Raw genomic sequence first — 25,397 nt, forward strand, 5'->3', positions numbered from 1 at the left:
TAAGAACTATACTCCAGCGCGGGACCATTGACGCTATGGGATTAATGAGCAAGATCCTCGGCAGCGGGCAGACGCGCACCGCCGACGAGTACGTCGACCTCAACCTCGACGACGTCACGCCGTCGACCGGGGACGCCGGAATGTCCGTCCACATCGCCGAAATCGGGGGGCAAGTTGACGCCATCGACATCAAGGACGCCGTCTACGACGGCGACATCGTCATCGCGGACATCACCCGCCTGCGCACCAAGGACAGCACGACCGAACACATCGTCGACGAACTCCGACAGGTCGCCCGCGAGGTCGACGGCGACATCGTCCAGAAGGGTGACGACCAGCTCATCATCACCCCGACCGGGATTCGGATCGGCCGGGAGAAACTGGGTCGATAAGGTTTCTGGTACGTTTCGCTTCTCGAGCGCTCGAGCATCATCGAGTATGGCATTTGCTACATACTAACTAGCAGCGATGGTGAACACGTTCGGGCGCTTCACAGTTCGTTACTGGTAACTCCAATCAACTCAGGACCTGCACCCTTTCGACCGAAGACCCCGAATCTGGAGGTCTCAGCTCTGTTGGTTCCCGCTGAAGCGTGCGTTACGTTCCTGATCGGGGACCTGTTGTTTGCGGCTGGAATGTGATTGTGACCCTCGTAACCCGACTGTTGCCCGTTTCCTCGGCCACATTCGTAGATAAGTCGTCAGTCGGATTCTCGTTTCTGTGCTAAATGCTCCCACACTTCGGTACACCCGCACCCATCAGCAACGTCCGCTAAGTGTTGATCGTCTCGTTCGTCCTCGGCCAGGGTTTCGTCGTCCGTATCTGTCATGGTACTCAGTTTCTGAGTAACTCAATTCTCCACGAGGTCTTAGTACTTTCCCTCGGTCTCGCAGGCGATGGCAGAAGCATTATATGGTAGATACTCAAATTATGAGTAACTATGTCGATACTGGTTACGGGCGGCGACGGATATCTCGGCTGGCCTACCGCATTGCGCATCGCATCGCGAACCGACGACCGCGTGGTCCTGGTCGATAACTTCGCGAGGAGAGAGTGGGTAGAGTCCGTCGGGTCGACGACAGCGGTACCGATCGCGGATATCGATGCGCGACTGGAGGCGGCCGAAGAAGCGCTCGGTCTCGAGAACCTCTCCTTCGTCGAGGGTGATTTGACCGACAGAGCATTCGTCGACCAGCTGCTCTCGGTTCACGAACCCGAGACGATCGTCCATACCGCCGCACAACCGTCCGCGCCATATTCGCAGATCAACGGTGAGCGGGCAAACTACACGCAGCACAACAACATGCAGGCGACGCGGAATCTGCTCTGGGGGCTGCACGAAGCCGGGCTTTCGGACACCCACTTCATCGAAACGACGACGACCGGCGTCTACGGGGCGCCCAGGTTCCCGATTCCGGAGGGCGGGGCGACGATGGAAAACCAGGGCGAGCGAGACGACGTCCCGTTCCCGGCGATGGCCGGTAGCTGGTACCACCTGACGAAATCGCACGACGCAGCCAACATGCGCCTCGCACACAAGCAGTTCGACATTCCAATTTCGGACGTGCGAACGGCGATCACGTACGGTACCGAAACCAAAGAGACTGCAGCACACCCCGACCTGGCGACCCGGTTCGACTTCGATTACTACTTCGGGGTCGTTACCCACCGATTCTGTGCACAGGCCGTCGCTGGCTATCCGATGACCGTGTACGGGAAAGGCGAACAGCGAAAGCCGTTCATCGCCCTCGAGGACGCGGCCGAAGGGTTGGCGCGTCTCGCCCTCGAGGAGACCAACCACGACGGCCTCGCGGTCTACAATCAGGTAACTCGAGCGATCAGTATCGTCGAGATCGCAGAAACCATCGCCTCCGTCGCCCACGAGTTCGATCTCGACGTCGACGTCGAACACTTCGAAAACCCGCGCGAGGAGGACGAGACGCACAAAATGGAGATCGAACACGACCGCTACGCGGACCTGATCGACGGCCAGTCGACGACGTTCGAGGACGGCGTCAGACAGATTCTCGGAACGTTGGTCGATCACGAACGGACGGTCACGTCCCACGAAGATCGGTTCCTCCCCGGCGTCCTGACGTCTGATGACTGATCTGCACGTCCTCGTGACGGGCGGCTGTGGGTACATCGGGAGCGAACTCGTTTCGCTCCTCCTCGAGGAGGAAGCCGTGGGGACCGTCAGCGTCCTGGATTCGCTGACGACTGGCTCCCCGTCGAACCTCGCCGGGCGCATCGATGACGTTCAGTTTCGACGCGGCGACGTCCGCGAGTACGGTGACGTCGAGAACGCGATGCGCGACGTCGATCGCGTAATCCATCTCGCGGCAATTACCGGTGCAGCGTCGACGCACGACCGCCGCGAGGAGACGTTCGCGGTCAACTACCTCGGAACGGAGAACGTACTCACGGCTGCCGGGAAGTTCGACGTCGAACACGTCGTCTTCGCCTCGTCGTGTAACAACTACGGGCGTACCGCGAGCACCGACATCGACGAAACGACCGACCAGGACCCGCTCAATCCGTACGCGGAGTCCAAGGTCGAGTCCGAGGCGTTGCTTCGCAAGGCAATCGACGAGTACGGGTTCGACGGGACGGCACTCCGAATGAGCACGAACTACGGCTGGTCGCCGGGTGTTCGTTTCAACCTGGTCATCAACCACTTCGTGTTCCGAGCGCTCACCGACCGACCACTTACCGTCTACGGTGACGGGAGTAACTGGCGCCCGTTTATTCACGTGAAAGATGCCGCGAGAGCCTACGCACACGCCGCGCTGGACCCGAACTCGTGGCCACAACTGGTCTACAACGTGGGGGCGAACGACCAGAACTACCAGATCGCCACTATCGCGGAGCTCGTTCGAGACGAACTCGATCGGGAACTCGATATCACGTACCTCGAGGACGAGCACCCGGGGCCGTCGTATCACGTGAGCTTCGACCGGTTATCGGAAACCGGCTTCGAGTCGGAATGGACTGTACGAGAGGGAATTTCGGATCTGGCGGACCGGCTACAACGATCACATCCGAGGCAATGATACTATGACGAATCAACGATCATCTATGCGAGACGACACGAACGAACCACCGACGATTGCCGTCACCGGTGCAGCCGGATTCATCGGCAGCCGCGTCCTTCATCTGCTGGAACAAACACACCCCGAGTGGTCCGTTCACGCGATCGATAACCAGTACCGGGGCCAGGTTTCTGCAGTCGGCTCGGTCGACATCGAACACGTCGACATTCGAGACCGTCACCGTCTGGAATCGGCACTCGACGGAGCGGACATCGTGCTCCACCTAGCTGCGGTCAGTGGGGTCGACGACTGCGATACCAATCGCGACCTCGCCTACGACGTCAACGTCACCGGAACGAACGACGTCGCGTGGTTCTGTCGAAAAAACGGAGCCGCGCTCGTCTTCCCGTTTAGCATGGCCGTTCTCGGCGACCCCGACACGTTCCCGATTACGGCGGACGACCCACGGAACCCGCTCAACTGGTACGGCCGAACCAAGCTCCTCGGAGAACGCGCGATCGACACGCTGGCCGACGGCGCGTTTCCGGCCCACCTGTTCCTCAAGTCGAACCTCTATGGCGATCACGTGGTCGACGGCACGGTCGTCTCGAAACCGACGGTGATCAACTTCTTCGTCGACCGAGCCACGTCGAACGAGCCGTTGACGGTGTACGAACCGGGCACCCAGTCGAGAAACTTCGTTCACGTCAAAGACGTTGCCAGGGCGTACATCCACAGCTGCGAACGACTGCTCGAGCAACTTGAGGCGGGCGATACCGGGACCGAGATTTACGAGATAGCCGGTACCGAGGATCCCTCCGTGATGACGGTCGCGGAAACTGTCCAGGCGATCGCCCGGGAGGAACTGAACGTCGACGTCGACGTCGAACTCGTCGAAAACCCCCGAAGCGGCGAAACGATGGTCGAAAGTTTCACCGTCGACACGTCGAAAGCAGACGAACATCTGGGATGGTCACCACGACACACTATCGAAGAATCGGTTCGAGAGCTCCTGCAGCGAGCAGAGCATTGAGTTGTCGACCCCAGTTCAGAATCGCTCGAGGATAATACACGGTTTTACGGTTTCACAGTCCAATCGTGGGGTATCTGCTATGGGGACCGAGCCAACCGATTTGCTACAGGAACTAGAATTAAAAGAGTACGAGGCGACGGCACTCGAGCATCTCTTGAGCGCCGGGCGGACGACTGCACCGGACATCGCCAAGGCGACGGGCATTCCCAAGGCTCGCGTGTACGGCGTTCTCGAATCGCTCGCGAATTACGGGTTCATCAAGGTGATTCCTGGCCGGCCGAAGCAGTATCAACCGAAATCCCCAGAAACCGTTCTCGAGCGGGCGAAGGAGAATCGCCGACAGGAGTACGAAGACTACTGTACCGAGCTCGATTCCATCGAGTCGACGTTTCTGGAGACGTTCGAGCCCCTGTACGAGCAAGCGAACGAAGACGTAACGCCGACGTCGGAACTCTTTCACGTCGTCGACGTCGGCGACCCGAGCGAGACGGAGACGCGTCAGCTCTACCAGAACGCGGCCGAAACCGTCTACGTGATTACAAACAGCTTCGCTTACTTCGAGGACATCGAAACGACGGTCGAAACCGCGCTCGAGCGAGGACTCGAGGTTTCGGTGTTGTTCCTCGATCCCCGTAAGCTTCCGCCGGAGAAGGCAGCGGTACAGGCGGATATCGTCGAGCGAATTGCCTCCGAGTATCCTGCCATCCGATATCGATTCAGCGAGGAGGTACTGCCCTGGCGCGGTACCTTCATCGATCCGAGTATGGACTACGATTCGGGCAAGGCGATTTTTCTGGTCGAGGAGACCGACATTCCCAACCACCGGCGGCAGGCCGCAATTACGGAGAACGGGTCGTTCGTCGCAGGTATGAAGCGGTATTTCGATTTGATCTGGAGCTACGAGAGTCTCGAGTCGCGGCCATCTATTTGAACGATTACAAATCTTACCCGAAGCCACTGGACCGCGAGATATTTAGCCAAGTCTTCAGCATACTCAAACGATGCGTATCCTCTATCTCACCGAGGAGCCTATTTCTTTCTCCGATGCGATGGTACGAGGTGGGGCGATACACGTCCGAAATGTCGTTTCAGGACTTCGAAAGGGAGGACACGACGTTTATCTTCTCGACTGGAACTCCGAACCGGAACGTTCGTTTCAGGATTCGGTCGATCCTCGGACCCGATTCGTCGAAGGGCCTCTCAGAACGCTCATTCGAGCGATTCGAATCGGACGGGGGCGTGCCATCGACGTCATCATCTCGAAGACCCGGAAAACGTATCTTCCGGGACTGCTCGCGGCACGGAATCTCGGCGTACCTCACGTCGTCCACGTCGGCTCGAGCCTCGATCCGCCGGTGGAGAGCCTCTTCAGACGGCTGGATTTAGCGTCTTTCAAAGTGCGGCTTCGTACACCTCACGATGGATACTTCGTGGTCTGTGACCACATCGGTTCCCAGCTCCAATCGTACGGTGTCAACGGCGGCCGTATCTTCAATATACGTAACGCAGTCGACGTAGATAGATTCAACCCGGAATCAGCGCCGATTCCACTTTCTAGCCGGTTCGAACGCCTGGTTAGCGGTTCTGAAAGCGACCTCCGTTTGGGCTACGTTGGTGGACTCCAGCCGTACAAAGGCCTCGCTGACCTCGCCACCGCCCTCGAGTCGGCCGATGCCGACTGCGACCTGATCGTTGCCGGTGATGGCCCGGAACGAACACACCTCGAGCAGATTTTCGGAGAAACGGCCACGTTCCTCGGGTCGGTGCCATACGAGCAGATTCCCTCACTGTATCACGAGTTCGACGCGTTCGTTCTTCCCTCCCATACTGAGGGGCTTCCGCGAGTAATCCTCGAGGCGCAGGCGACGGCAACGCCAGTCGTGGCTACTCGAGTTGGCGGGGTCCCGGAAATCGTTCAGGACGGCGAGACGGGGCTGCTCTGTGATTCCCATCGACCGGACCAACTGACGACGGCGATTGATCGCCTCGCAACGAACGAACGCGACCGTGAGCGCCTCGGCGAGAACGGTCGAACGGCCGTCGAAGAGGGGTTCTCCTGGGACGAGTTGTATGATAGATATGAACGTGCTCTTCGACAGGTAATTGGGTGGTCAGATGAGCGATAGCGACCAGGCAATTCGAGACGTGGTCAAAGGCGCGAGCGTCATCTACGTTGGGCTGTTTCTTGAGTTGGTTATCGCATTTGTAGCGCAGGTGCTGGCTGCGAGATACCTCTCGGTTAGTGGATTCGGGGGATTAACGACCGGGACTGCGCTTTTAAACGTAGGCGCAATAATTGGAGGGCTTGGATTAGCCTCCGGTTTGGTACGGTACCTCCCCCGCGTAGATGATTCGGAAAAACGCGCGCTTACCCAGTTTGCGTTTAGTGTGGTTGCGATAGCCTCTCTGCCATTAGGCCTACTGGTTTCACTCAACGCAGAATTCGTCGCAGCGACCATCTTCGACGACCCGACAGTTGAGGCGAGCATTAGAGTCTTTGGGGCAGCAATTCCATTCGCTGCCCTTCTTAACGTCGCACTAAGCGGTTTACGTGGACAATCTGAGTCAGCTCGACACGCGTTTGTTCAGAACATTCTGCATACCAGCGTCCGGCTAGTGCTTATCATCACCGCGGTCACTTTCAGCCTCGGCCAGTTTGGATTTGCCGCTGCATACGCGATACCGTATGCCATCAGTCTCGTTGCCGCAGCCTATTTCCTTTATCGTGCGCTTCCAGAAGTTTCGGAATCGCTTGACCAGGACAGGAGATCCGACGTGTTTCGATACTCCCTCCCATTCACTATTACCGAACTTTCGAGCTTCATATACAGAAGTATTGATATATTCCTCGTACTTCGTTTTTTGGGGAGCGCAGCGGTTGGAGTGTACGGAGTCGCGTACGCAGCTGTAGGTTTTATGCAAATGTTCTCTACTGCCTTTAATTTTATCGGAACACCGATGGCAAGCCGGCTCGAGGGTGAAGGAGATGTCTCGGGGATGATTAAGGTTTATCGATCGATAACCCGATGGCTAGCAATTGCAAGCGTATGTGCCTTTTTCCCCCTCGGTGTGTTCTCTACGGAGTTCATTAGCGTAATTTACGGTGGGGAGTATGCTGAAGGAGGATTAGTCCTCACGATTCTGGCAATCGGGTACGCCACCAGTAACGTCCTGAACGTCCACGGGTCGCTCCTACGGGCACTTGGAAAGTCGAAGCTTCTCTCTTTCAACAGTGCCGCTGCGGCTGTCTCGAATGTCGCATTTAACATCGTATTGATTCCTACTCTCGGTATCATGGGTGCTGCCATTGCTACAGTGGTATCGTTTATTATCCGTGATGGGATGGCAGCAATACAAATCCACTACTACGCTAATCGAACACCTCTTTCCAGAGCGACGTTAATTCCTGTTTTAATATCACTTCCGTTTGTTACCCTCGCGGTACTCATGAGGCCTATTATCCCGGTTTCGTTCGTCTTTCTCGTCCTTATTTCTGGAATATTTTCGGTAGCATATGTACTGGTCATTTTATCGATTACTGGACTCTCCCAGTATGAAATAATGATTCTCAGATCGATTGAGGAGAAGTATGAGATAGATCCCCGGATGCTCGATATATTGATAAACCGATTCTCATGAATAATTTAGTGATTATTGCCTTTCACTGGTGGTTATATATTCGTCGGACCGAGAACAGGTTATGACCACTGGTGTTCGGCATACAGTCACTTTACGAGAACTCCGCTCGGTTGAGGGGCGATGAAACCGCGGCCTCGACCTATATTTTAAACCCATTGGTATAATAAAACACTTTCCATTAGTGTTCTTACCAGAGAGTTTTGATGTGGGTGACACTGCCTATCATTCTGGCTTCTAACAGCGTTTCAGTGGTTGTCGCAGCACTACTGATGCTGGCCACACTCCATAAAAATCGCATTGAAATAATTAATTTTCAATATTTGTCAACCACGATTAAATCCATCAGAGACTATATGATGGTGCTACGGGTCTCGTTACGTCTTCAGCGTTCTCCCAACTTGAGTTTTTCCTTACATAGGCTGTGCCATGTGTCGTTATCTTCCTCTGTACACACCAGGCAGGGTAGAGTCAGCCGAACTCCGGACGAATCGAAACACCTTTAATTGATAATGGTGACGCTCAACTGTACAATCGAGATGTAGTTGATCGGCTAGACTGATACTCCGCTCGTACCGATCATTCGAATCCCGACTAATGGCACCGAATATTCTTCTCGTGGTTCTTGACTCCGTACGGGCACGGAACACGTCTCTATATGAGTCCGATGCCGAGACGACTCCGTTTTTAAAGGAATTCGCTCATAAGGCAACCGTTTACGAGCAAGCGCGTGCCCCAGGAACGGATAGCCTTCAGAGTCATGCAAGCATCTTCACCGGCCTGCACGTCGCTGAACACCGGATGCGAGATATCGGAGACCGGCTCCGACCCGGCAACACCATTTGGGAGGAACTAGCCGCGGATGGATACGAGACAGGTGTGTTTTCGTACAACTCCTATCTAACTCAGGCCCCAGTTGGTCTATCTGATGCGTTCGAAACGGTAGTTTCTGGAGAAAACCACCGTGTACCCTTCCCTGGCGGGTTTGACCCCTCAAACCTCAATCGAGATGGCTTCAAGCGCTACTTAGAATTCATGCATTGCGTTGCCAGTAGCGGGCGACCGCTACGGTCACTTGCGAACGGATTGGCACTCTGGGACGTCACGAGGCCATTGATTCCGTCAAGATTCCAGGGGCTAAATATAGTCCCTGACAGCAAGTTTACCGACGAATTCGAGACCTGGGTGAATAACCGTAATGGTTCGTGGGCGGCCTGTGTCAACTATATGTCTGCCCACACACCATATCTCCCTGATCCTGAGTACGACTTATGGGCCGGCCAGACGGAACGTGAATTAATGTGTGATCTTGAGTCTCACAAATGGGAGTTCATCGCCGGATGCCGGCCCTGGAGCGAACGGGCTGCTCTTGAGCGAGCTTATAATGGATGTATACGCCAAGTCGATGCCGAGCTGAAGCGACTGCTTTCAACACTGTCCAGACATGGTGAGCTCAATAACACGCTTGTGGTCATTACCGCTGACCACGGCGAAGGATTCGGCGAAGAAGGTGCCATTCGCCCCGTTCGGTCGGTTGCACATGGGACAACTGGTGGGCTTGAGGAAGATATCCTCCATGTCCCACTCGTAGTCAAGTACCCCGACCAAACTGAAGGTACGCGTGTAAAGACTGTCGCATCCCTGACTGAGTTCCCGGCGCTCGTTAGGCGAACGATTGCTGGTGAGCGAGACAAATCCGGATTCGTCCCCGATAATGGTCTCGTTCTGGCCTCGGATAGCGGACTGTCCGAACAGAAACGTGATAGCGTGCCGAAATACGTTGAAGATGTTGAGGTATATGAACACGGTGGTAAGGCTGTATATCGGACGACTCGAGACAATCGAATTCGAAAAGATGTCGAGTGGAACGGCAACACGATGGCGTTTGATTGCACCTATCCGAGGGAGACAATTAGGCTCGACGATCACGATCAAACGGTACTTCAGGAGGCATTCGCCGGACTCGAGCCTTCGAAGGCCGTCACATCGGACGATGTTGTGCCAGCAGACGATGTCAAAGCACGGCTCGAACAACTCGGCTACCGGTGACCTAATCAATCAAGGTATCCTAGCTCCCGAAGTCGTTGTTTGACTGCTTTGTCTTCCTTTATATCCGAGAGGTCAGTATCGGTCGTCTGCGCCATCTTTAGGTGTTCACTCATGACGTCCGTGAACCGATTGACGACCTCGGGATTATCGTCGCTCACGTCTCTTGTTTCGTTGGGATCCGCCACCAGATCATACAGGTCAAACTACCTTTAGCCCGGTCCCAAAGACATTATCAGTTAGGAATACGGGTCGTAAGAATGTCACAACCCCCTTTGGACGTACAGATGATCGGCAGTGTCTAGTTAGGCTAGTTTGAGGAACGAACAGGTCGTGGAGATAGTTTGGAACAATGCTCGCAGACCTGCTCAGCGAGCTGTACGCAGCGGAATTTGATGGTTGTTGGGAATGTGAGAGGACGGCGAAGCCCTCGCGGGTTGTTGTTGATGAGACTGCTGTCAAGATCAACGGCAATTGGTCTTGAGTGTACGCTGTAATCGATCTTGACTCTCGGTTGCTCCTTGATGTCGCAGCCTTTAGACGATGAGGCACCGATCCAGCCGCCGCGTTCCTACATCGATTGACCGAGAAACACAGCTTCGGAGAGCTCGTGTTTCCCGTCGATAGCTACGGTTATCTGACTGCTATCACTCGATTAGGGGCTGATCGGTCAGCTCAACTACGTCGAGCGAACTCTGTTCGAGAAGTGGTTTCACACGCTAAAAATTCGGGTTGACCGCTTTCATACCTCGTGGGTGAGCGTCGGGCGAGCGTCAAAAAAGTGGCTTGGACATTTCGTACACTACTACGACACACAATGACCGCATCAGTCACTTAACGGACAGACGCCGGCAGAGGTGCTAAACTAGACAGTGCTATAGAACCAAACTCTATTATGTATTTGATGTTATATCCTGCTATGGAAGCTGTCCGTTTGGATTTAGGTGGCGGGGCAGACCCCGTAGAAGATCACTTAAATATTGATTTAAGGGTAACTGAATCCGTCGATATCGTTGCATCGGCGGACAATCTTCCGTTTAAAGATGGAACCGTCAAGAGGATACATGCCAATAGCCTTGTTCCACATCTCCCTGATTTGAATAGAGCCATCGAAGAATGGTCTCGAGCATTAGAGCCGGGTGGAGAACTTGAACTTGCTGCGACGCATGCCCACAGCACTGGCATCGTCGCTGATCCGGACCATTCCTTGTGGTCCTGGACATCTCAGACACCCGAATGGTACGATGCCGACAGTAAGTGGAACTACTTCCACAACACCGAACTAGAACTGATTGATGTCTCGGTTGTTGGTTGGTTACGTCCGTATCGCTGGTGGCTTCGGCCATTTTCATATCTTTACGGTAAATTAATTCACATTTCCAAGCATGATATTGCCGATGAGTTAATGAAATTCCCATTCGCGGGTGGGCGGGTCCGTGCTCGATGGCGAAAACACAAGTGACTGAAAGGTTGTTTACCGTTTAGTTAGTTTCGTTAGTATATCAGTTGCAACGACAAATCGGTGGTCGGACCAGTCGAAGAGCAGTTTGATACGATCTCGGAACTCTTGGCCGTTGTTTTCCAAGTCTGAATGGTAGTCAATAGCATCGTATGGGTGCATGTACATCGAAACGACATTGTCATTTTTCTTGAACAACCACTGCAGTGCACGCAATCCCGAGCACCCTCTTCGGTCGGTTCTTAGCGTGTGCGCCGTGGCAGTAATGTTACCATTAGGGAACGTTCGAGCCCAGACTCGGGAAGGTTTCGAAGGTTGTGCATAAGTCGTTGGAAGTTCCACGAGATCGCCGTTGTAGATGAACGGTTCTGTACGCACCGTCATTGTGTCTGGCATATAGTTGCGATACCGGACATTAATCGAGGCGTCAATCTTGAATCCAATGTCCGTCAATATATCAAGCGTTGTTTGACTGGCCTTGTGGCGGCCAGCACGGAAGGCAGTGAGTGTTTCGGGGGCCACCCCGGCAGCCCCAGCCACTGTCTTTCGGGTTTGAGAGATGAGTTCCCGTTGCCGGTCGCGAGAAAGTGCGGCGAGATCGTCTGCTTCGTGGCCGAATTCTTGAGGATGAACGTGAACACCAATTTCGTGATCCTCGGAGAGTGATTCAACGACCTCAGGGAGTTCAGTTGCGATTTGCGAAGTCGTGTATACTGTCCCTCGTGGTATCACCTCGTCAAACCACCGCATTGCATCTCTAATTCCGTCAATTGAACCGTCCTTGTTTGGTTCGAGGTCGACCGAGAACGCTAACTCCATCTGTTTAACTTTCCTATAGCGGGTACAAGACTTTTTTTACCAATCGCCGGTAGCCGCCGTCTTAAGAAGAGCCTCGGAGTATGCGTCTCGAAGGCGTTCAGGATCAAATCGGTCGTTGAGGTCCACCGATTCATAATCCTGTTCGACGAGAATTGGTAGTCGGTCTGAGTTTTCGTAGGTCATGCTTGCCGCGAGGGCACAGTCCCCCACGTCACGGGCGAGCGTTGGCGTCCCACACGCGGCTGCCTCTAATAGGACGTTTGGGAGTCCCTCAAAGTGTGACGGACAAACCACGAGGTCTGCTGATTGGTAGTACTGGGGAATCTCTGAATGTGGGACCCGCCCGACAGCAGTGACGTTTGGGAGAGAGTTTAATCGGTGGCGTAGTGGTCCATCACCGGCAATACACCACGATATTGATGATCCGCGACAGAGAAGAGTCCGAGCGGCCTTCATTAAATCATTTGCACCTTTGCGTTGTGAGACCCGTCCAACAGTCAACACTAGTCTCTCCGTTTCAGGTAACCCAAGTTTTGCTCTGATATCAGCGCGGCTTTCCCCCGATGCCGGCCTGAAACGGTCTCTATTAACTGGTTGTGGAATCTCGTAAGTACGTGTACCGCCGTAGCTTATTATCTGTTTTCGGCCGTACGGCCCAAGGACGATGGTTGCATCAGAACCTCGTACAGCAACTCGTCCGAGAACGTTATTTAATGCATATGTCCGCAACCTCTTTCCTGGGCTCTCTGAGAGGGTGTGTTCACGAAAGTTATCGCCTGCGAACCGAGTCAGTACAGGAACGTTGGCACACTGTCCTGCGACTGTTGTAGCGAATCCATGGGCTGGAAATTTTGTTATCTGCCATAGCAAATCTGGCCTATTGGCTTTCGCGTATCGGGTGAGCGCTTGGGATAGCGACAAAATCATTCCCACAGCTCGGTCTGTTTCGTTGAGACCGGGGTCTATGACGCTGTATTGCCATTCATCGGGAGCAGCATCTGCTCGCAGCAAAAGGTCAATTTTGAACTCGACTGGTGACTCAGATAAAATCTCCTGAATATTACCTAAGAAAGTACGTACATTTCCGGGGAGACGAGTCCCACCGACAATACCCACGTGAACGTCAGTCACTACTGTCTACCTCTGAAATCGGAACTGTCTCGTACTCCTCACTAAGGATTGAACAAAGTTTTCTGAATATATTTAATCTATCTGAAAGATCCATGCAACCGGGATGCGCGAGTATCGTCGCTGGCTGTCCCTTCCGATGACACACCTCGATCTCTTTCAGTAACCAGTCGTACCATTCTTCAATTGTGAACGACTCATCGCCGAACGGCCCCGAAAATTCGTCCTCTGCGACGAACTTTGGCGTCCTAAACCCGTGATAGACATGTTCGTGGTCCGGGGGCGTGTTGACAGGCACAATGGTTAAACCGCTTTCACAACGAACCTGTTCGCCCGGGCCGACGACGTCAGAAAAATGTGTAAAGCCGCGCTCTGCGAGCAGCGGTACGGTGTTGTTGTCGTGGCGGTAAGCGTGGTCGCGCCAAGCTGAAATATCGACATGACGTTCGTTGAACGCTGCAATGGTCCGGTCTATTTCCCACGCCTGGAACCTGCGTGGCCCGTTCCACGATCCGAGGAGGCCGCGAAATGCTTTGTGGGCAAGCGTCTCGAAGGCGTAATAGTTGTGGCCTCCGAGCTCGACAGTCTCCATACCTATGAGACGGTCCACAAGTTCGGGCTCCTCGCGAACAACCTTCCCGGTCAAAAACAGTGTCACTGGAACGTCAAACTCAGCTGCGATTTCAGCATATTCGACAGCTGCAGCAGCCTCAGACCGACTCATGTACGGCTGTTCACGGGTTTCAAGAGACATGTGGTGGACGTCGCCGGTGAGACAGACCGTCATTCCAGATACCCGAGGTCTTCAAGTCTGTTCTGAACGCTTTGTCGGCCCGCTGAATCCACGCTCTCGAAGGGCAACGGGTCACATTCATCGAAGTCGTCGTCGCCGAACAGGGGGAGTGGCGTTCCATCCATGTCCGTCGGAACTGCACAGCCAACGCTGTGGAGGACGGTCGGAGCTACGTCCGTGATCGACACGTCGCGATCAACGGCTGATGCCTCGATATCCGGACCGCTCGCGAGGAAGAGTCCCGTTCGAACGTTCTCGGCTTCCCACTGTCCGACGTCGTCGAATACCGGGTTCGACCCGATCGCTCCACTCGTGTGAACGCCCGGCCGCTGGTCGAAGACGATGTCCGGCGCTTCGTCGGTGTACGGTCCGCTATAGGCCTCGTCGCTGCGCATCACCTCTCGAGCAATCGGGTCTCCGTTCTCGTTCGTCAGCGTGGACAGATTGTCGATTATAGCATCGACCGTCTCGGGACCGTCGTCGATGACGTAGATGAGACCCTGCCCGCTGGCGATGGCCCGTGAACGTTCCCAATCTACCTTCTCGAGCTTCTGTTCGCGTTTAAATCCTTCCTCGTCTTCCGGGATTGAGTCCGTCAACCGGTCGGGTGCCAGCCGCGTTACGAGATCGTGGACGCCGAGTTTGTGGGCCAGTTTCGAGATTCGCTTCTTGTTGATACCGTACTCCGTCAGAAGATCTGATGTTTCGCTTTTGGTAACCAGGTATCCTTCGGCCTCGAGCCAGCTATTGGCGTAAAACACTGTATCGACGTTCTTGCAACCGTGGTCTGACATCAAGAAAAGGTTGCTGTCCGGATGTTCCTCCCGAAGCCGTCCAATATGCTCGTCGATGACTTCCCACGCACGACGAGTTGGCTCACCGCGCCAAAAGAAGTGTTGAAGAACGTTGACGTAGAATACTGTGCAGTGTGCGACGTCCGGGTCTTCCTCGTCGAGAAGGCCGCGAAACGTCTCCAGTCGGCGTTCGATGAGGTCAACGATGTTATCGGCCTCCTCGAGATCACCTTTTGCGGTAACCGGCCGGTCAGGATGGAGCGTGTATCCCTCGTCATCGAGACGCGTACCCAGATCGGGGGGGTAGGCGTATTCGTTCTGCTCGCTTCCTGGCCCGCCTGCAACGAGAAATCGATCAACCTCGAACGGCGGGTACGTCATCGGGAGGTTGAGTATACCCGCAGTTCGGCCCTGTTCGTTGAGGTAGTCCCAGTAGTTGGCGCTTTTGAACGATCGCGAGTCGGGCGTCGTAAGCGTTCGCCTGTCTGTGTCGATGCGCTCCCACCAGAAAACGCCCAGTTTTCCCGGGTTCTTTCCTGTGGAATAACATCGCCAATTCGGACACGTGACCGGGGGTAGACAGCTTTTCATATCAGTGAAGACGCCTTCGGATCGGAGCGCCTCGATGTTCGGAAGACGTCCCTCTTCCAGCCACGGCTTGAGTAGCGCCCAGTTCGCCCCGTCGAGACCGAGTACGATTGTTTCAGTCATCAGTGGTTTCCTCTCGCCGCCGTCGCGAATGCCTCGTACCGATCGACGACAGCCGATTTCAGTTGCTTCTCGAAGGCAGCGGTTGAGAACGTTTCGACTTTGGACCGAGGATCACCGTCCAACCCGGCCGACTCGAACCGTTCAACGGAGGCCTGAATACCTGCCGGCGTCCCATCGTGACGGTATCCGTTCTTACCGTCTTCGACGTAGATTCCCGGGAACCCGTCGTTACGCGCCAGAACGGCCTTTCCACTAGCATTCGCTTCGATCGGAACGATCCCGAAGTCTTCATTACGGCCATTGAACACGACACCCCGACAGGTCGCCAAGAGATCTCGTTTTTCGCCTTCCTCGACGAACCCGCGGTACACGAGGTTCTCACTCCGCTTTATTTTCTCGACGACCGTGTCTTCGACGTCGCCACGGCCGCCAGCCAGTACCAACTGATGGTCAAGCCTCGCGAACGCTTCGACCACCTCCGGAACGCCCTTCTCCTCGTCGAGACGACCAAGATGAAGATAGAACCCGCCGTCGTCGTCTTCGCGGTAGGAGTCAACGGCGACGGGCGGATACAGCACCTCCGAATCACGTTTGTAGTATTTTCGTAGGCGCTGCGCGATAATCGGGCTGTTTGCGAAGTAGCCGTCTACGCGTGGGTCGATCGTGTGATCGCGCATCCGGAGATACCGAATTAACGGTCTGGCGAGTACTCCGGTGGTGGAATCTTTCCGGTCGTGATAGAGATCGTAAAACCAGCGTGGGGGTGAGTGGCAGTAGTTCAGATGCAAGGTCTCAGCCGGCGTAATGACCGAACGAGTCGTCGCCCCCGACGTGATCAATACGTCGGGAGATCCGTACTCACGCCAATCAACGTCTTCCCAGAGAGCGTATTCAAAAGGTCGACCTACGTGCGCCTGAACCTTCCGAAGCAGGCGGGGAGAGAGGTCCTTCGTCACGTCCACGAACCGTACGTTTCCATACGGATTTGGATCATCTGGTTTGGGTTCTCCGATTGTATATATCCGGTCCACGTTCAGGACATCCGCAAGAATCGTTGCAAGGTATTCCGCGCCTCCCCAGGCGTTGATTCCCCAGTGGGCGATAGCGATGTCGAGATCACGGAGGCGCCAGTCTGTGTCCTCGTCCACTGAAGAGTCACTCATATTTCTACCGAACAAAGTCGGCTGTATAAGCGTATCGGCAAGCGTTCACGTCAACGCCATTTCGTCATTCCATATAAGTAACCAAACCCAACAGCGCCGGTAAAGGCGAACAACATGATGAATTGAACGGCCTTTTCCAAAGAAGGGTTACGAACGAGGTTCCTCGTACGTGCTGGGACGAACTTGCGGAAGAGTCGGCCAAGAAAATCGTACTCCTCGCCGGTCGATTCGGGGACCAGTACTTCCATTCCGCGCTTGGAATACCCTTGCCAGAAGGCGCGGTCGAGCAACCACAGCGGTTTTGTCCGGTAATCGAACACCTTGTGGGCGACCTCCGCTTCGGGGTTGTAGTAGACGCTCTGGTTGTACTCGCTACGAAGCCGGGCACACAGTTCCGTTTCGCCGCCCTGGAGGTTCTCATCCCCCTGACGACCGCCAATAGTTGTATCGAACCCGCCCAAATCGAGGAAAACTTCGCGGCGAAAGGAGATATTCGAGCCGAAAGTGTTTCGAACTTCACCCTTTTCATCGGCGAATCCACGTTGGGTAACTCCGACGAGAAAGTAGAACTCCTCAGGGAGGAATCTCGGCCGTCCAGCCACCCAGAGTGGAATCATTTTTCCGCCCACAGAAAGCGCATCTAAATTCTCATACACTTCGACGAGCTCAGCTACCCATGCGGGGTCGGCTACGGCATCATCGTCCATGAACGCCACTACGTCTCCGGTCGCCACTCTGGCTCCGTTATTTCGACTTTCGAGAAGCCCGACATTGTTCTTGTTACAGTGTATTGAAACGCTTTCGTGGTCGTCGTATTCCTCATAGAATTGTTGGCAGACGTCTTCGTTCCCGTCTGCTACCAGTACAAGTTCAATGTCGTCGTGGCTCTGGGCGAGAATGCTATTGACTGCATCTCGAAGGTCTTGATACCGGTCCAGCGTGTGTTCACAGACGACCACCGAGACGCGCATATACGGGCCTGCGAAACTGAGAGAGTTAGTTATTTCGGTAAACGGCCTCGGGCGCAGGGTAGCCGTTACTTGGACTGTCGATGGCAACCAACGGAACATCAGGTTATTTAATGAAACGAGCAGACCATTGGTGCATGGAAGGAAAACGCGTTCTCATCACGGGCGGTGCTGGGTTTATTGGTTCTAACCTCGCAAACTATCTTGCTTCTACAAATGAGGTAGTTGTCGTCGACGATCTCTACCTGGGGACCACCGACAATCTTATCGACGAAGTCGAATTCCACGATGTGAGCGTCCTTGATGATGACCTCCCGTCCGATGTTGATATCCTGTTCCACCTCGCAGCACTCTCCTCTCGGAATATGCACGAAGATGATCCTCGGCGTGGATGTCGTATCAACGTTGAGGGCTTCGTCAATGCGGTTGAGCAGGTTCGTAAACAGGGTTGCGAAACCGTCGTTTACGCCTCCACGTCGTCTATCTATGGCAGCCAGACTGATCCATCCGTTGAAAGCATGGATGTCGAGGCACACACGGGGTACGAGGCGTCGAAACTAGCTCGCGAACGTTACGCTGAATACTATGCCAATCACCATGGACTCTCGATGGCTGGCCTTCGCCTGTTCTCTGTCTATCAAGGATTCGGAGGTAACGAGGAACACAAAGGTAAGTTCGCAAATACCGTCGCCCAGTTCACGGATCGAATTGCCGCCGGTGAATCGCCAAAAGTGTTCGGCGATGGTACACAGACTCGGGATTTCACACACGTCGATGATGTCGTGCGCGCGTTCGAACTCGCTGCAGATCACGAACTTGGCGGGGTATATAACGTCGGAACGGGCGATGCCTACAGTTTCAACAGGATGATCGAACTGATCAATGATGAACTCGCCACTGATGTCGAGCCAGAGTACGTTGACTGTCCCTTTGACGATTACGTCGAACACACATGTGCCGACCCATCGAAATTCTCTCGAGCAACGGGTTGGGCCCCTTCGATCGATTTCGAAGATGGAGTGAAGATGGTGTGCCAGCCCTACCTTGACTAAGTCGATAGGTTAGCTTGGAACCTGAGAACTGGTACGGCCTGCTTCTCGACAGCGCTCGAGAATTCACTAAGCCGCGTTGGATACCAGTGTTCATCACTCGACACGACGTACCCGCCCGCGTTTTTTTGATCTATCGGGTAATCCGCTCTTTGCGATCACTGGGACGAATCGCGCTGGATACGGTCAGATTCTCATTCGGTCAACTACACATGAAAACAGTCTCACCAATAGCCCCCAACAGTAGATAACAAAGTTTATTCGCCATATTGCACTGGTGGGACGTAATGAGTACTGACACTGAACACGTCGACGAGGGAACCGAAACGCCCTCCACCCTCGAGACGTGGCAGGAGTGGTATCACCTTCCCCTCCTCGGGCTGGTGATACTATTCATGCTGTGGACTCGCCTCCGGTCCTACGAGAACTTCGTCGCCGACGGCTCGCCGCGTTTGTCCGGCGTCGACTCGTGGTATCACTGGCGGACGATCCGGTGGACCGCCGAGAATTATCCATTCACGATGCCTTATGAGGTCTATACTGGTTACCCTACAGGGACCTACGTCGGCCACTTCGGTACGCTATTCGACCAGCTTATCGTCACGGCGGCGATGATCGTCGGTCTCGGAAATCCTTCCCCTGAAACCCTCTACATGGTTGCTCTCGTGTCCATCCCGCTGATGGGCGCGCTCACTGCGATTCCCGTCTTCTACATGGGCCGTCGACTCGGCGGGACCATCGGTGGACTCGTCTCGATCGTCCTCCTCGCGCTCGTGCCTGGCTCGTTCTTCTACCGATCGGCCGTTGGTCAGCTCGACCACCACATTGGCGAAGCGCTGTTCATGGCGATTGCGGTCCTCGCAATGATGGTTGCTGTCCGGGCCGGCGAACGCGACCGGCCGATCTACGAACTCGTCGTCGACCGCGACTGGGACGCCCTTCATCGCCCGACGATCTACTCGGTCCTTGCCGGTCTCGCACTCACGCTGTTCATCTGGGTCTGGCCTTCGGCGGTATTGTTGATCGGTATCTTCGGCGTCTTCTTCTGCATCCAGCTCTGTGTCGACTACATTCGAGGAATTTCCCCCGACCACGTCGCCTTCGTCGGTGCCGTCAGCCTCGGTGTGACGGCAATCGGATCCGTGCTCCTGTTCGAACAGTGGTCCAGCAGCGTCTCCGACTTCGGCTACCTCCAGCCGACACTCGCGCTGGCTGTCGCATTTGGCTGCGTGTTCATGGCCTGGCTCGCCCGCCAGTGGGACGACCTCGAGGTCAACCGCAATTATTACCCGGCTGCGATCGCCGGCCTCCTGATCGTTGGACTCGGCACGATGGCAGTTCTGATACCTGATCTCTACGACACCGTGATTAACAACCTCACGAGCCGACTCCTGCCGCTTGACCCCTCGACTGGGGCACTCACCGTTTCGGAGGCCCAGCCCCCGGACGACTTCACGCAATACGTGTTCAACGAGTTCGGGGCCGCGTTCTTCACCATGCTCGGCGGACTCGCGTTCCTCCTGCTCCGTCCGCTGTTCGGACGCGAGTGGCGCGCGGAGTACACCCTCGTGATCGTCTGGTCGCTGTTCCTGATCAGCATGGCGTCGACCCAGACCCGATTCTCCTACTACCTCGCGGTCGCGGTCGCGGTCGTCAACGCGGTCTTCGTCGCTGACATCGCCCGCGTCCTCAGCCTGGATTTCCATCGAACGGCCGACTCGATTCGCGACGTCGAGACCTACCAAGTGATCGCGATCGTCCTCGTCGTCGTGATGCTGTTCATGCCCCTGCTCCCGCCGATCGCCGCTGACGGCGCGACCACCTGGGAGCGCGGCGAGAACGTCGGCCCGAGTGGCGACGCGATGACCTGGGACGAGTCGACCCAGTGGCTCCTCGAGAGCACGCCCGAACCCGGAAACTGGGCGGGCGCGGGCAACCAGAGCGAACTCGAGTACTACGGAACCTACGACCGTCCCGCCGACGGCGACTTCGACTATCCGGGCGGTTCCTATGGCGTGATGTCCTGGTGGGACTACGGCCACCTGATCACGACCAATGGCGAGCGCATCCCGCACTCGAACCCGTTCCAGCAGAACGCCCGATCGTCCTCGTGGTACCTACTGGCCGGGGAGGAGTCTCACGGTGAGGCCATCCTCGACGGTATCGCCGCGGGCGTTCCGGTGGTGAATCAGCCAGCAGAGAACATCACCGCAGAAATCGAGAGCGCCGACAGTGCCGACGAGGGTGAGATGCGCTACGTCATGATCGACGACGAGATGGCCGGTGGGAAGTTCAGCGCGATTACCCGATGGACTGATCCGGCGTACAGTTCCTATTACGACCAGTCTCAATATCAGATTCGCGACAGCGAGGAGTCGGTCCCGGTCGCTTCCGATGCCTACTACGACACGATGCTCGCGTCCCTGTACATCGACGATGCGGAGGGAATGGATCACTACCGCCTGGTTCACGAGAGCGAACGGTACTCGATCGTTGGTGGAATGGCCCTCGGCCAGTCTATCAGACCTCACTACTCGCTTCGCCTCTCCAACCTCGGTCTCCCAGCCGGCTGGAGCGAGCAGACCGCTCAGTTCGACGCCCAGCTCGCACAGGCGGAAGCTAATAACCAGGTCTTCGGCGGTTTCGGATTCCCGATCTGGGATGGGCATATCGTCTCGTCAGTGAAGACCTTCGAGCGCGTCGAGGGGGCGAACATCACCGGCACGGTCGACGGCGAAGTCGCCGACTCCGACCGCGTCTACGCGCAGATCGAACTCGAGACGGAGCCGGGACGAACGTTCACTTACACGCAACAGGCCAACGTGAGCGACGACGGCACGTTCGAGTTGACGGTCCCGTACGCGACGAACGACGAGCTCGGACCGGAAGACGGCTACACCGATAGCGCGGTCGAGGCGGTCGACGAAGAGTACGAAATCTTCGTCGGGACACCCGAAGACGGCGAGATCGAGCGCCAGTACCTGGGAACCACGGCGGTCCCCGAGACAGCCGTCGTGGAGGGTGAGGACCTTGAGGTGACGCTCGAGGAAGGTGACGGCGAGATCGTGCCAGATCCGGATGCGGAGGCACAGCCGTCCGAGGGTGAGGACGAGAACGAGACCGACGACGGTGCGGACGATGACGAGTCCAGCAACGACGGATCGGAGAACGTCACGGACGACGGCAACGAGACGGAGACGGGTTCGGACGATGAGAACGAGACGGATGCGGGTTCGGACGCCAACAATGGAACGAACACGGATTCAGACGATGAAAACGCGACGAACGAAACGAACGACACGCCGGACGCTCCTGCCCTGATGGATCCGGTAGCGCCGCGAGCGGACTGATTCGGGCGCGATTCTACTCGAGGAGGCCGCGCTGTCGAGTCGAGACGAACATCCGACTCTGGGCCACTCTTCGTCGACGTCGACCGCCGACGCTTTTGCGACGCGCATCGAGCAGTCGGGCATGGACGATCACGACCTGCTACGAATGACGCCCGGGCCCACGGAGGTCCCCGAACGCGTCCGTGAGCGTATGGCCGAACCGAGCCAAAACCCCGACGTTGAACCCGAGTTCGTCGACTTCTATCGCGACCTTACCGAAAAGCTCGAGCCGATCTACGGCGACGGCGACGTCGCCATTCTCGGCGGTGAGGGCATCCTGGGGCTCGAGGCCGCGGTGGCCTCGCTGGTCGACCCAGGCGACAAGGTGCTGTGTATCGCCAACGGACTCTACGGCGAGGGCTTTGCGGACTTCGTCGACCTGTACGACGGCGAGGCGACCGTCTGTGGCGGCGACTGGCGGGAACCGATCGACGTCGACGCGGTCGAGCGGGAACTCGAGACCGGCGATTACGACGTCGCGACGATGGTTCACTGTGAGACGCCGACGGGCGTGCTCAACGACCTCGAGCCGGTACTCGACCGCCTCACCGAGCACGACGTGATCAGCGTCGTCGACGCCGTCTCCTCGCTCGGTGGAACTCCGGTGCCGACCGAGCGCATCGACGTCGTCCTCGGAGCGACCCAGAAGTGTTTCAGCGCGCCGCCGGGGCTGACCGTCTGTGCGGTGGGCGACCGCGCCTGGGAGCGGATCGAAACCGTCGAGTCGCGCTCGTTCTACGCGAGTCTCGAGCCTTGGAAGACCGTGATCGAGGACGAGTGGTTCCCCTACACCCACCTCACGGCCAACCTGCAGGCCCTCGACGCAGCGACCGACCTGCTTCTCGAAGAGGGCCTCGACTCCGTCTATGCGCGCCACGAGGCGGCCGCCGAGCGGTGTCGCGAGCGGGCCGACGACATGGGCCTCGAGGTGTATCCCAAGAACTCGCTCGCGTCGCCGACGGTGACGGCACTCGACCTCGAGGGACGCGCGACGGACCTCCAGGCGCAGATCCGCGAGGATCACGGTATCGTCCTCTCGACGGGTCTGGGTGACCTCGAGGACGATATCCTCAGGATCGGTCACATGGGCCACAACGCCCGGATCGACCGGGTCGAGCGGACGATGGATGCTCTCGAGGCCGCGCTCGAGTGAGCGCTCGTTGGAGCGCACATTTAGTGAGTTCTCTCCCCCGTTCCCGGGGAGATCGCTACTCGACCGACTGACACGAGGAGTTTTTCGTTTCGGGGCCCGTTTCGCGCGGGCCACGCGATGGAGTACCGATCACCACAGTAAGTATTGGATCGACGCCGTAACCGTCGATTTACTGCCATATTCTCGAATCGAATATCCACCCGGATATAATAACTTCACCATCGATGGTGTGAATATAACCAAGTATTAAGAGTATCGGCCACACTCTGTGTGGGTGGGCTTGTCATGACACAGGTAATTTGGATCGTTGCCGCGGTACTGGTAACGTTTACAGTGGGGTACGTGGGGTACTCGAGGTACCTCGTACAGTTCGTCGAACTCGACTCGAGTCGAACCACACCGGCACACAAGTACGAGGACGGCCAGGAGTACGTCCCGTCGAAGAAACCGGTATTGTTGGGGCATCACTTCTCGAGCATCGCCGGCGGTGCGCCGATCGTCGGACCGATTACGGCGGGCGCCATCTGGGGCTGGGCGCCCGCGCTCGCGTGGGTCGCCATCGGGAACCCCCTGATGGGCGCCGTTCACGACTTCATCTCGCTGTCCGGGTCGATGCGACACGAGGGGAAGTCGATCGGCTACATCATCGGCGAGTACGTCGGCGAACGGGGCAAAGACATGCTGCTGTGGTTCGCGTTCCTCACCATCATCCTGGTGGTGGCGGTGTTCGCGCTCGTCGTGGGTATCGTCCTGAACGCGTTTCCGCAGGCGGCTACCGCGAGTCTGGTGTACATCGGGCTCGCGCTGGTGTTCGGCGTGTACCTCTACCAGATGAACGCCCCGTTCATTCCCGGGACGATCCTGTTTGTCGCAGGCGTGTTCGCGGGCGTCTGGGTCGGGATCCAGTACCCGCTCGCGATCTTCGAGCTGGCGGAGGGTGCCCACCCCGAGGGAACCATCGTCATCTTCGAAGGAATGACTGGGTCGTGGATGCCCGGTGCCGGCACCCCCGCGCTGAACGGGAACAGCGCCGCGTGGGTCCCGGTCATCCTCGTATACGCCGCGGTCGCCAGCGCGCTCCCGGTCTGGACGCTGCTCCAGCCGCGTGACTACCTCTCGTCGTTCCTGCTGTACGCGGGTGTCGGCGGGGCGCTGCTCGCGATCATCGTCGGGACGATCTTCGGGACGTCCTCGGAGCCGCTCGTGGTCGACAGCAGCATCGGCGCGTTCGAGGGATTCCTGGGCGTCGACGCCGTCTCCCCGTACCCGCTGTTCCCGCTGTTGTTCATCACGATCGCGTGCGGGACCATCAGTGGCTTCCACTCGCTCGTTTCTTCGGGAACGACGGCAAAGCAACTCAACAAGGAGAGCGACGCCCGCCTCATCGGGTACGGCGGCATGCTCGGTGAGGGCCTGCTCGCCGCAACGGCACTGTCGACGCTGGCAGTTGCCGGGCTCGCCTCGGAAGCATCCGGTGGCGGCATCGGTGGCGCGCTCCCGAACTTCGCGACCGGCGGGGGCGTCATCCTCACGAGTTTCGGCATCGATCCCGCGTTCGGCGCCCCGTTCATGGCGCTCGTGCTCGTGAGCTTCCTGCTCACGTCCACCGACACGGCTGCTCGCCTCGGCCGATACATGATGGAGGAAATCGTCGGTATGGTCGGGAGCGGCACCGACACCGGCTTCTCCGGCGGCGTCGGCTCGTTCGCTGGCGGTCGATACACGAATCCCGTCATTCAGATCAGCATCGCGTACCTGCTCATCATCTCCGGCCAGTGGACCACACTGTGGGGGCTGTTCGGTGGCGCCAACCAGTTGCTCGCCGCGCTGGCCCTGCTCACCGGGACCGTCTGGCTCGCCAACTGGGACCGCTCCAAACAGCTCGTCAGCACCGGTGTCCCGATGGCCATCATGGTCGTCATCACCACCCTCGGGCTCGCCTGGTTGGCGTTCTACGAGAACCTGTACGTGAACCTGCTACAGGGCGGTGCAGACGGATTCCTCGCGACCGCTTCCGCGTTCGTCCAGATGGTGCTCGCCCTCGTGCTCATCTACCTGGCGCTCTCGCTGGTGCGCATCGGGTACGGGAACATCTCGAGTGCACGGACCGGCCGCGAACCAGCAGCAGAACCGGGCGACGACTGAACCGACCGACGACTACCCTGTGGTCCCCACTTCCTGCCCTCTCGAGAACAGTTACCGGTCGGTCCGTTGGTTCGTCGGT

The 25,397-nt window shown here is 56.8% G+C and carries 20 protein-coding genes and 2 pseudogenes; 15 read left to right on the forward strand and 7 right to left on the reverse strand.

From position 1 onward, the window contains the following. Positions 1 to 35 precede the first annotated feature (35 nt). The 9 genes and pseudogenes from NGM29_RS06900 (at position 36) to NGM29_RS06940 (ending at position 9,750) form a co-directional block, all read left to right on the forward strand. Entirely contained in the window at positions 36 to 392 is a 357-nt protein-coding gene (locus NGM29_RS06900) for a cell division protein SepF (protein ID WP_254159714.1), read from the forward strand. Positions 393 to 940: 548 nt separating this feature from the next. Further along, positions 941 to 2,110, forward strand: a complete 1,170-nt coding sequence (locus NGM29_RS06905; RefSeq protein WP_254159715.1) for an NAD-dependent epimerase/dehydratase family protein — start codon at positions 941 to 943, stop codon at positions 2,108 to 2,110. Next, entirely contained in the window at positions 2,103 to 3,053 is a 951-nt protein-coding gene (locus NGM29_RS06910) for an NAD-dependent epimerase/dehydratase family protein (RefSeq protein WP_425499241.1), read from the forward strand. The genes NGM29_RS06905 and NGM29_RS06910 overlap by 8 nt, the downstream gene beginning before the upstream one ends. A gap of 25 nt (positions 3,054 to 3,078) precedes the next feature. Next, entirely contained in the window at positions 3,079 to 4,065 is a 987-nt protein-coding gene (locus tag NGM29_RS06915) for an NAD-dependent epimerase/dehydratase family protein (RefSeq protein WP_254159717.1), read from the forward strand. Positions 4,066 to 4,144: 79 nt separating this feature from the next. Next, entirely contained in the window at positions 4,145 to 4,996 is an 852-nt protein-coding gene (locus NGM29_RS06920) for a TrmB family transcriptional regulator (RefSeq protein ID WP_254159719.1), read from the forward strand. Between the two features lie 118 nt (positions 4,997 to 5,114). Next, positions 5,115 to 5,528: pseudogene (locus tag NGM29_RS21440) on the forward strand (glycosyltransferase); the annotation flags it as partial. 138 nt (positions 5,529 to 5,666) lie between these two features. Continuing rightward, positions 5,667 to 6,191: a glycosyltransferase family 4 protein gene (locus tag NGM29_RS06930; RefSeq protein WP_254159721.1), complete on the forward strand. Its 525-nt coding sequence runs from the start codon at positions 5,667 to 5,669 to the stop codon at positions 6,189 to 6,191. Then, positions 6,181 to 7,704 (forward strand): oligosaccharide flippase family protein, encoded by a 1,524-nt coding sequence (locus tag NGM29_RS06935; protein WP_254159722.1) that lies wholly within the window; start codon positions 6,181 to 6,183, stop codon positions 7,702 to 7,704. The genes NGM29_RS06930 and NGM29_RS06935 overlap by 11 nt, the downstream gene beginning before the upstream one ends. A gap of 594 nt (positions 7,705 to 8,298) precedes the next feature. Next, positions 8,299 to 9,750, forward strand: coding sequence for a sulfatase-like hydrolase/transferase (locus tag NGM29_RS06940; RefSeq protein WP_254159723.1), 1,452 nt, complete (start codon positions 8,299 to 8,301; stop codon positions 9,748 to 9,750). Between the two features lie 5 nt (positions 9,751 to 9,755). On the opposite strand, the gene NGM29_RS06945 is transcribed toward NGM29_RS06940, so the two are convergent. Further along, positions 9,756 to 9,935, reverse strand: a complete 180-nt coding sequence (locus tag NGM29_RS06945) for a hypothetical protein (RefSeq protein ID WP_254159724.1) — start codon at positions 9,933 to 9,935, stop codon at positions 9,756 to 9,758. 164 nt (positions 9,936 to 10,099) lie between these two features. Between NGM29_RS06945 and NGM29_RS06950 the strand changes: the two are divergent. After that, a pseudogene (locus NGM29_RS06950) lies at positions 10,100 to 10,568 on the forward strand (DDE-type integrase/transposase/recombinase). A gap of 98 nt (positions 10,569 to 10,666) precedes the next feature. Beyond that, positions 10,667 to 11,209, forward strand: a complete 543-nt coding sequence (locus NGM29_RS06955) for a methyltransferase domain-containing protein (protein ID WP_254159725.1) — start codon at positions 10,667 to 10,669, stop codon at positions 11,207 to 11,209. A 12-nt stretch (positions 11,210 to 11,221) separates the two neighbouring features. On the opposite strand, the gene NGM29_RS06960 is transcribed toward NGM29_RS06955, so the two are convergent. From NGM29_RS06960 to aglG, 6 genes are all read right to left on the reverse strand, one after another. Then, complete coding sequence (locus tag NGM29_RS06960) at positions 11,222 to 12,025, reverse strand: polysaccharide deacetylase family protein (RefSeq protein WP_254159726.1); 804 nt, start codon at positions 12,023 to 12,025, stop codon at positions 11,222 to 11,224. Positions 12,026 to 12,061: 36 nt separating this feature from the next. Then, on the reverse strand, positions 12,062 to 12,952 hold the full coding sequence (locus tag NGM29_RS21445; RefSeq protein ID WP_425499253.1) for a glycosyltransferase family 4 protein: 891 nt from the start codon (positions 12,950 to 12,952) through the stop codon (positions 12,062 to 12,064). 196 nt (positions 12,953 to 13,148) lie between these two features. Further along, complete coding sequence (locus tag NGM29_RS06965) at positions 13,149 to 13,940, reverse strand: polysaccharide deacetylase family protein (RefSeq protein ID WP_254159727.1); 792 nt, start codon at positions 13,938 to 13,940, stop codon at positions 13,149 to 13,151. After that, positions 13,937 to 15,451 carry an alkaline phosphatase family protein gene (locus NGM29_RS06970; protein ID WP_254159728.1) on the reverse strand — a complete coding sequence of 505 codons (1,515 nt, stop codon included), beginning with the start codon at positions 15,449 to 15,451 and terminating at the stop codon, positions 13,937 to 13,939. The genes NGM29_RS06965 and NGM29_RS06970 overlap by 4 nt, the downstream gene beginning before the upstream one ends. Beyond that, positions 15,451 to 16,614, reverse strand: coding sequence for a glycosyltransferase (locus NGM29_RS06975; protein ID WP_254159729.1), 1,164 nt, complete (start codon positions 16,612 to 16,614; stop codon positions 15,451 to 15,453). The genes NGM29_RS06970 and NGM29_RS06975 overlap by 1 nt, the downstream gene beginning before the upstream one ends. Positions 16,615 to 16,664: 50 nt before the next feature. After that, complete coding sequence (aglG, locus tag NGM29_RS06980; protein ID WP_254159730.1) at positions 16,665 to 17,585, reverse strand: glucosyl-dolichyl phosphate glucuronosyltransferase; 921 nt, start codon at positions 17,583 to 17,585, stop codon at positions 16,665 to 16,667. Between the two features lie 134 nt (positions 17,586 to 17,719). On the opposite strand from aglG, the gene NGM29_RS06985 reads away from it, so the two are divergent. The 4 genes from NGM29_RS06985 (at position 17,720) to NGM29_RS07000 (ending at position 25,318) form a co-directional block, all read left to right on the forward strand. After that, entirely contained in the window at positions 17,720 to 18,634 is a 915-nt protein-coding gene (locus NGM29_RS06985) for an NAD-dependent epimerase/dehydratase family protein (RefSeq protein WP_254159732.1), read from the forward strand. Between the two features lie 284 nt (positions 18,635 to 18,918). Further along, positions 18,919 to 21,981 (forward strand): oligosaccharyl transferase, archaeosortase A system-associated, encoded by a 3,063-nt coding sequence (locus tag NGM29_RS06990; RefSeq protein WP_254159733.1) that lies wholly within the window; start codon positions 18,919 to 18,921, stop codon positions 21,979 to 21,981. A 121-nt stretch (positions 21,982 to 22,102) separates the two neighbouring features. Beyond that, positions 22,103 to 23,173 (forward strand): pyridoxal-phosphate-dependent aminotransferase family protein, encoded by a 1,071-nt coding sequence (locus tag NGM29_RS06995; protein ID WP_254159734.1) that lies wholly within the window; start codon positions 22,103 to 22,105, stop codon positions 23,171 to 23,173. A gap of 285 nt (positions 23,174 to 23,458) precedes the next feature. After that, positions 23,459 to 25,318 carry a carbon starvation CstA family protein gene (locus NGM29_RS07000; RefSeq protein WP_254159735.1) on the forward strand — a complete coding sequence of 620 codons (1,860 nt, stop codon included), beginning with the start codon at positions 23,459 to 23,461 and terminating at the stop codon, positions 25,316 to 25,318. The last annotated feature ends 79 nt before the right edge of the window (positions 25,319 to 25,397 follow it).

Origin of the sequence: Natronosalvus rutilus (genome assembly GCF_024204665.1) — an archaeon.
Classification (GTDB): domain Archaea; phylum Halobacteriota; class Halobacteria; order Halobacteriales; family Natrialbaceae; genus Natronosalvus; species Natronosalvus rutilus.

Excerpts from the sequence above, each read along its gene's own strand:
- NGM29_RS06900 (WP_254159714.1), top strand. The coding sequence starts at position 36 with ATGGGATTAATGAGCAAGATCCTCGGCAGCGGGCAGACGCGCACCGCC.
- NGM29_RS06905 (WP_254159715.1), top strand. The coding sequence starts at position 941 with ATGTCGATACTGGTTACGGGCGGCGACGGATATCTCGGCTGGCCTACC.
- NGM29_RS06910 (WP_425499241.1), top strand. The coding sequence starts at position 2,103 with ATGACTGATCTGCACGTCCTCGTGACGGGCGGCTGTGGGTACATCGGG.
- NGM29_RS06915 (WP_254159717.1), top strand. The coding sequence starts at position 3,079 with ATGCGAGACGACACGAACGAACCACCGACGATTGCCGTCACCGGTGCA.
- NGM29_RS06920 (WP_254159719.1), top strand. The coding sequence starts at position 4,145 with ATGGGGACCGAGCCAACCGATTTGCTACAGGAACTAGAATTAAAAGAG.
- NGM29_RS06935 (WP_254159722.1), top strand. The coding sequence starts at position 6,181 with ATGAGCGATAGCGACCAGGCAATTCGAGACGTGGTCAAAGGCGCGAGC.
- NGM29_RS06940 (WP_254159723.1), top strand. The coding sequence starts at position 8,299 with ATGGCACCGAATATTCTTCTCGTGGTTCTTGACTCCGTACGGGCACGG.
- NGM29_RS06955 (WP_254159725.1), top strand. The coding sequence starts at position 10,667 with ATGGAAGCTGTCCGTTTGGATTTAGGTGGCGGGGCAGACCCCGTAGAA.
- NGM29_RS06960 (WP_254159726.1), bottom strand. The coding sequence starts at position 12,025 with ATGGAGTTAGCGTTCTCGGTCGACCTCGAACCAAACAAGGACGGTTCA.
- NGM29_RS21445 (WP_425499253.1), bottom strand. The coding sequence starts at position 12,952 with ATGATTTTGTCGCTATCCCAAGCGCTCACCCGATACGCGAAAGCCAAT.
- NGM29_RS06965 (WP_254159727.1), bottom strand. The coding sequence starts at position 13,940 with ATGACGGTCTGTCTCACCGGCGACGTCCACCACATGTCTCTTGAAACC.
- NGM29_RS06970 (WP_254159728.1), bottom strand. The coding sequence starts at position 15,451 with ATGACTGAAACAATCGTACTCGGTCTCGACGGGGCGAACTGGGCGCTA.
- NGM29_RS06975 (WP_254159729.1), bottom strand. The coding sequence starts at position 16,614 with ATGAGTGACTCTTCAGTGGACGAGGACACAGACTGGCGCCTCCGTGAT.
- aglG (WP_254159730.1), bottom strand. The coding sequence starts at position 17,585 with ATGCGCGTCTCGGTGGTCGTCTGTGAACACACGCTGGACCGGTATCAA.
- NGM29_RS06985 (WP_254159732.1), top strand. The coding sequence starts at position 17,720 with ATGGAAGGAAAACGCGTTCTCATCACGGGCGGTGCTGGGTTTATTGGT.
- NGM29_RS06990 (WP_254159733.1), top strand. The coding sequence starts at position 18,919 with ATGAGTACTGACACTGAACACGTCGACGAGGGAACCGAAACGCCCTCC.
- NGM29_RS06995 (WP_254159734.1), top strand. The coding sequence starts at position 22,103 with ATGGACGATCACGACCTGCTACGAATGACGCCCGGGCCCACGGAGGTC.
- NGM29_RS07000 (WP_254159735.1), top strand. The coding sequence starts at position 23,459 with ATGACACAGGTAATTTGGATCGTTGCCGCGGTACTGGTAACGTTTACA.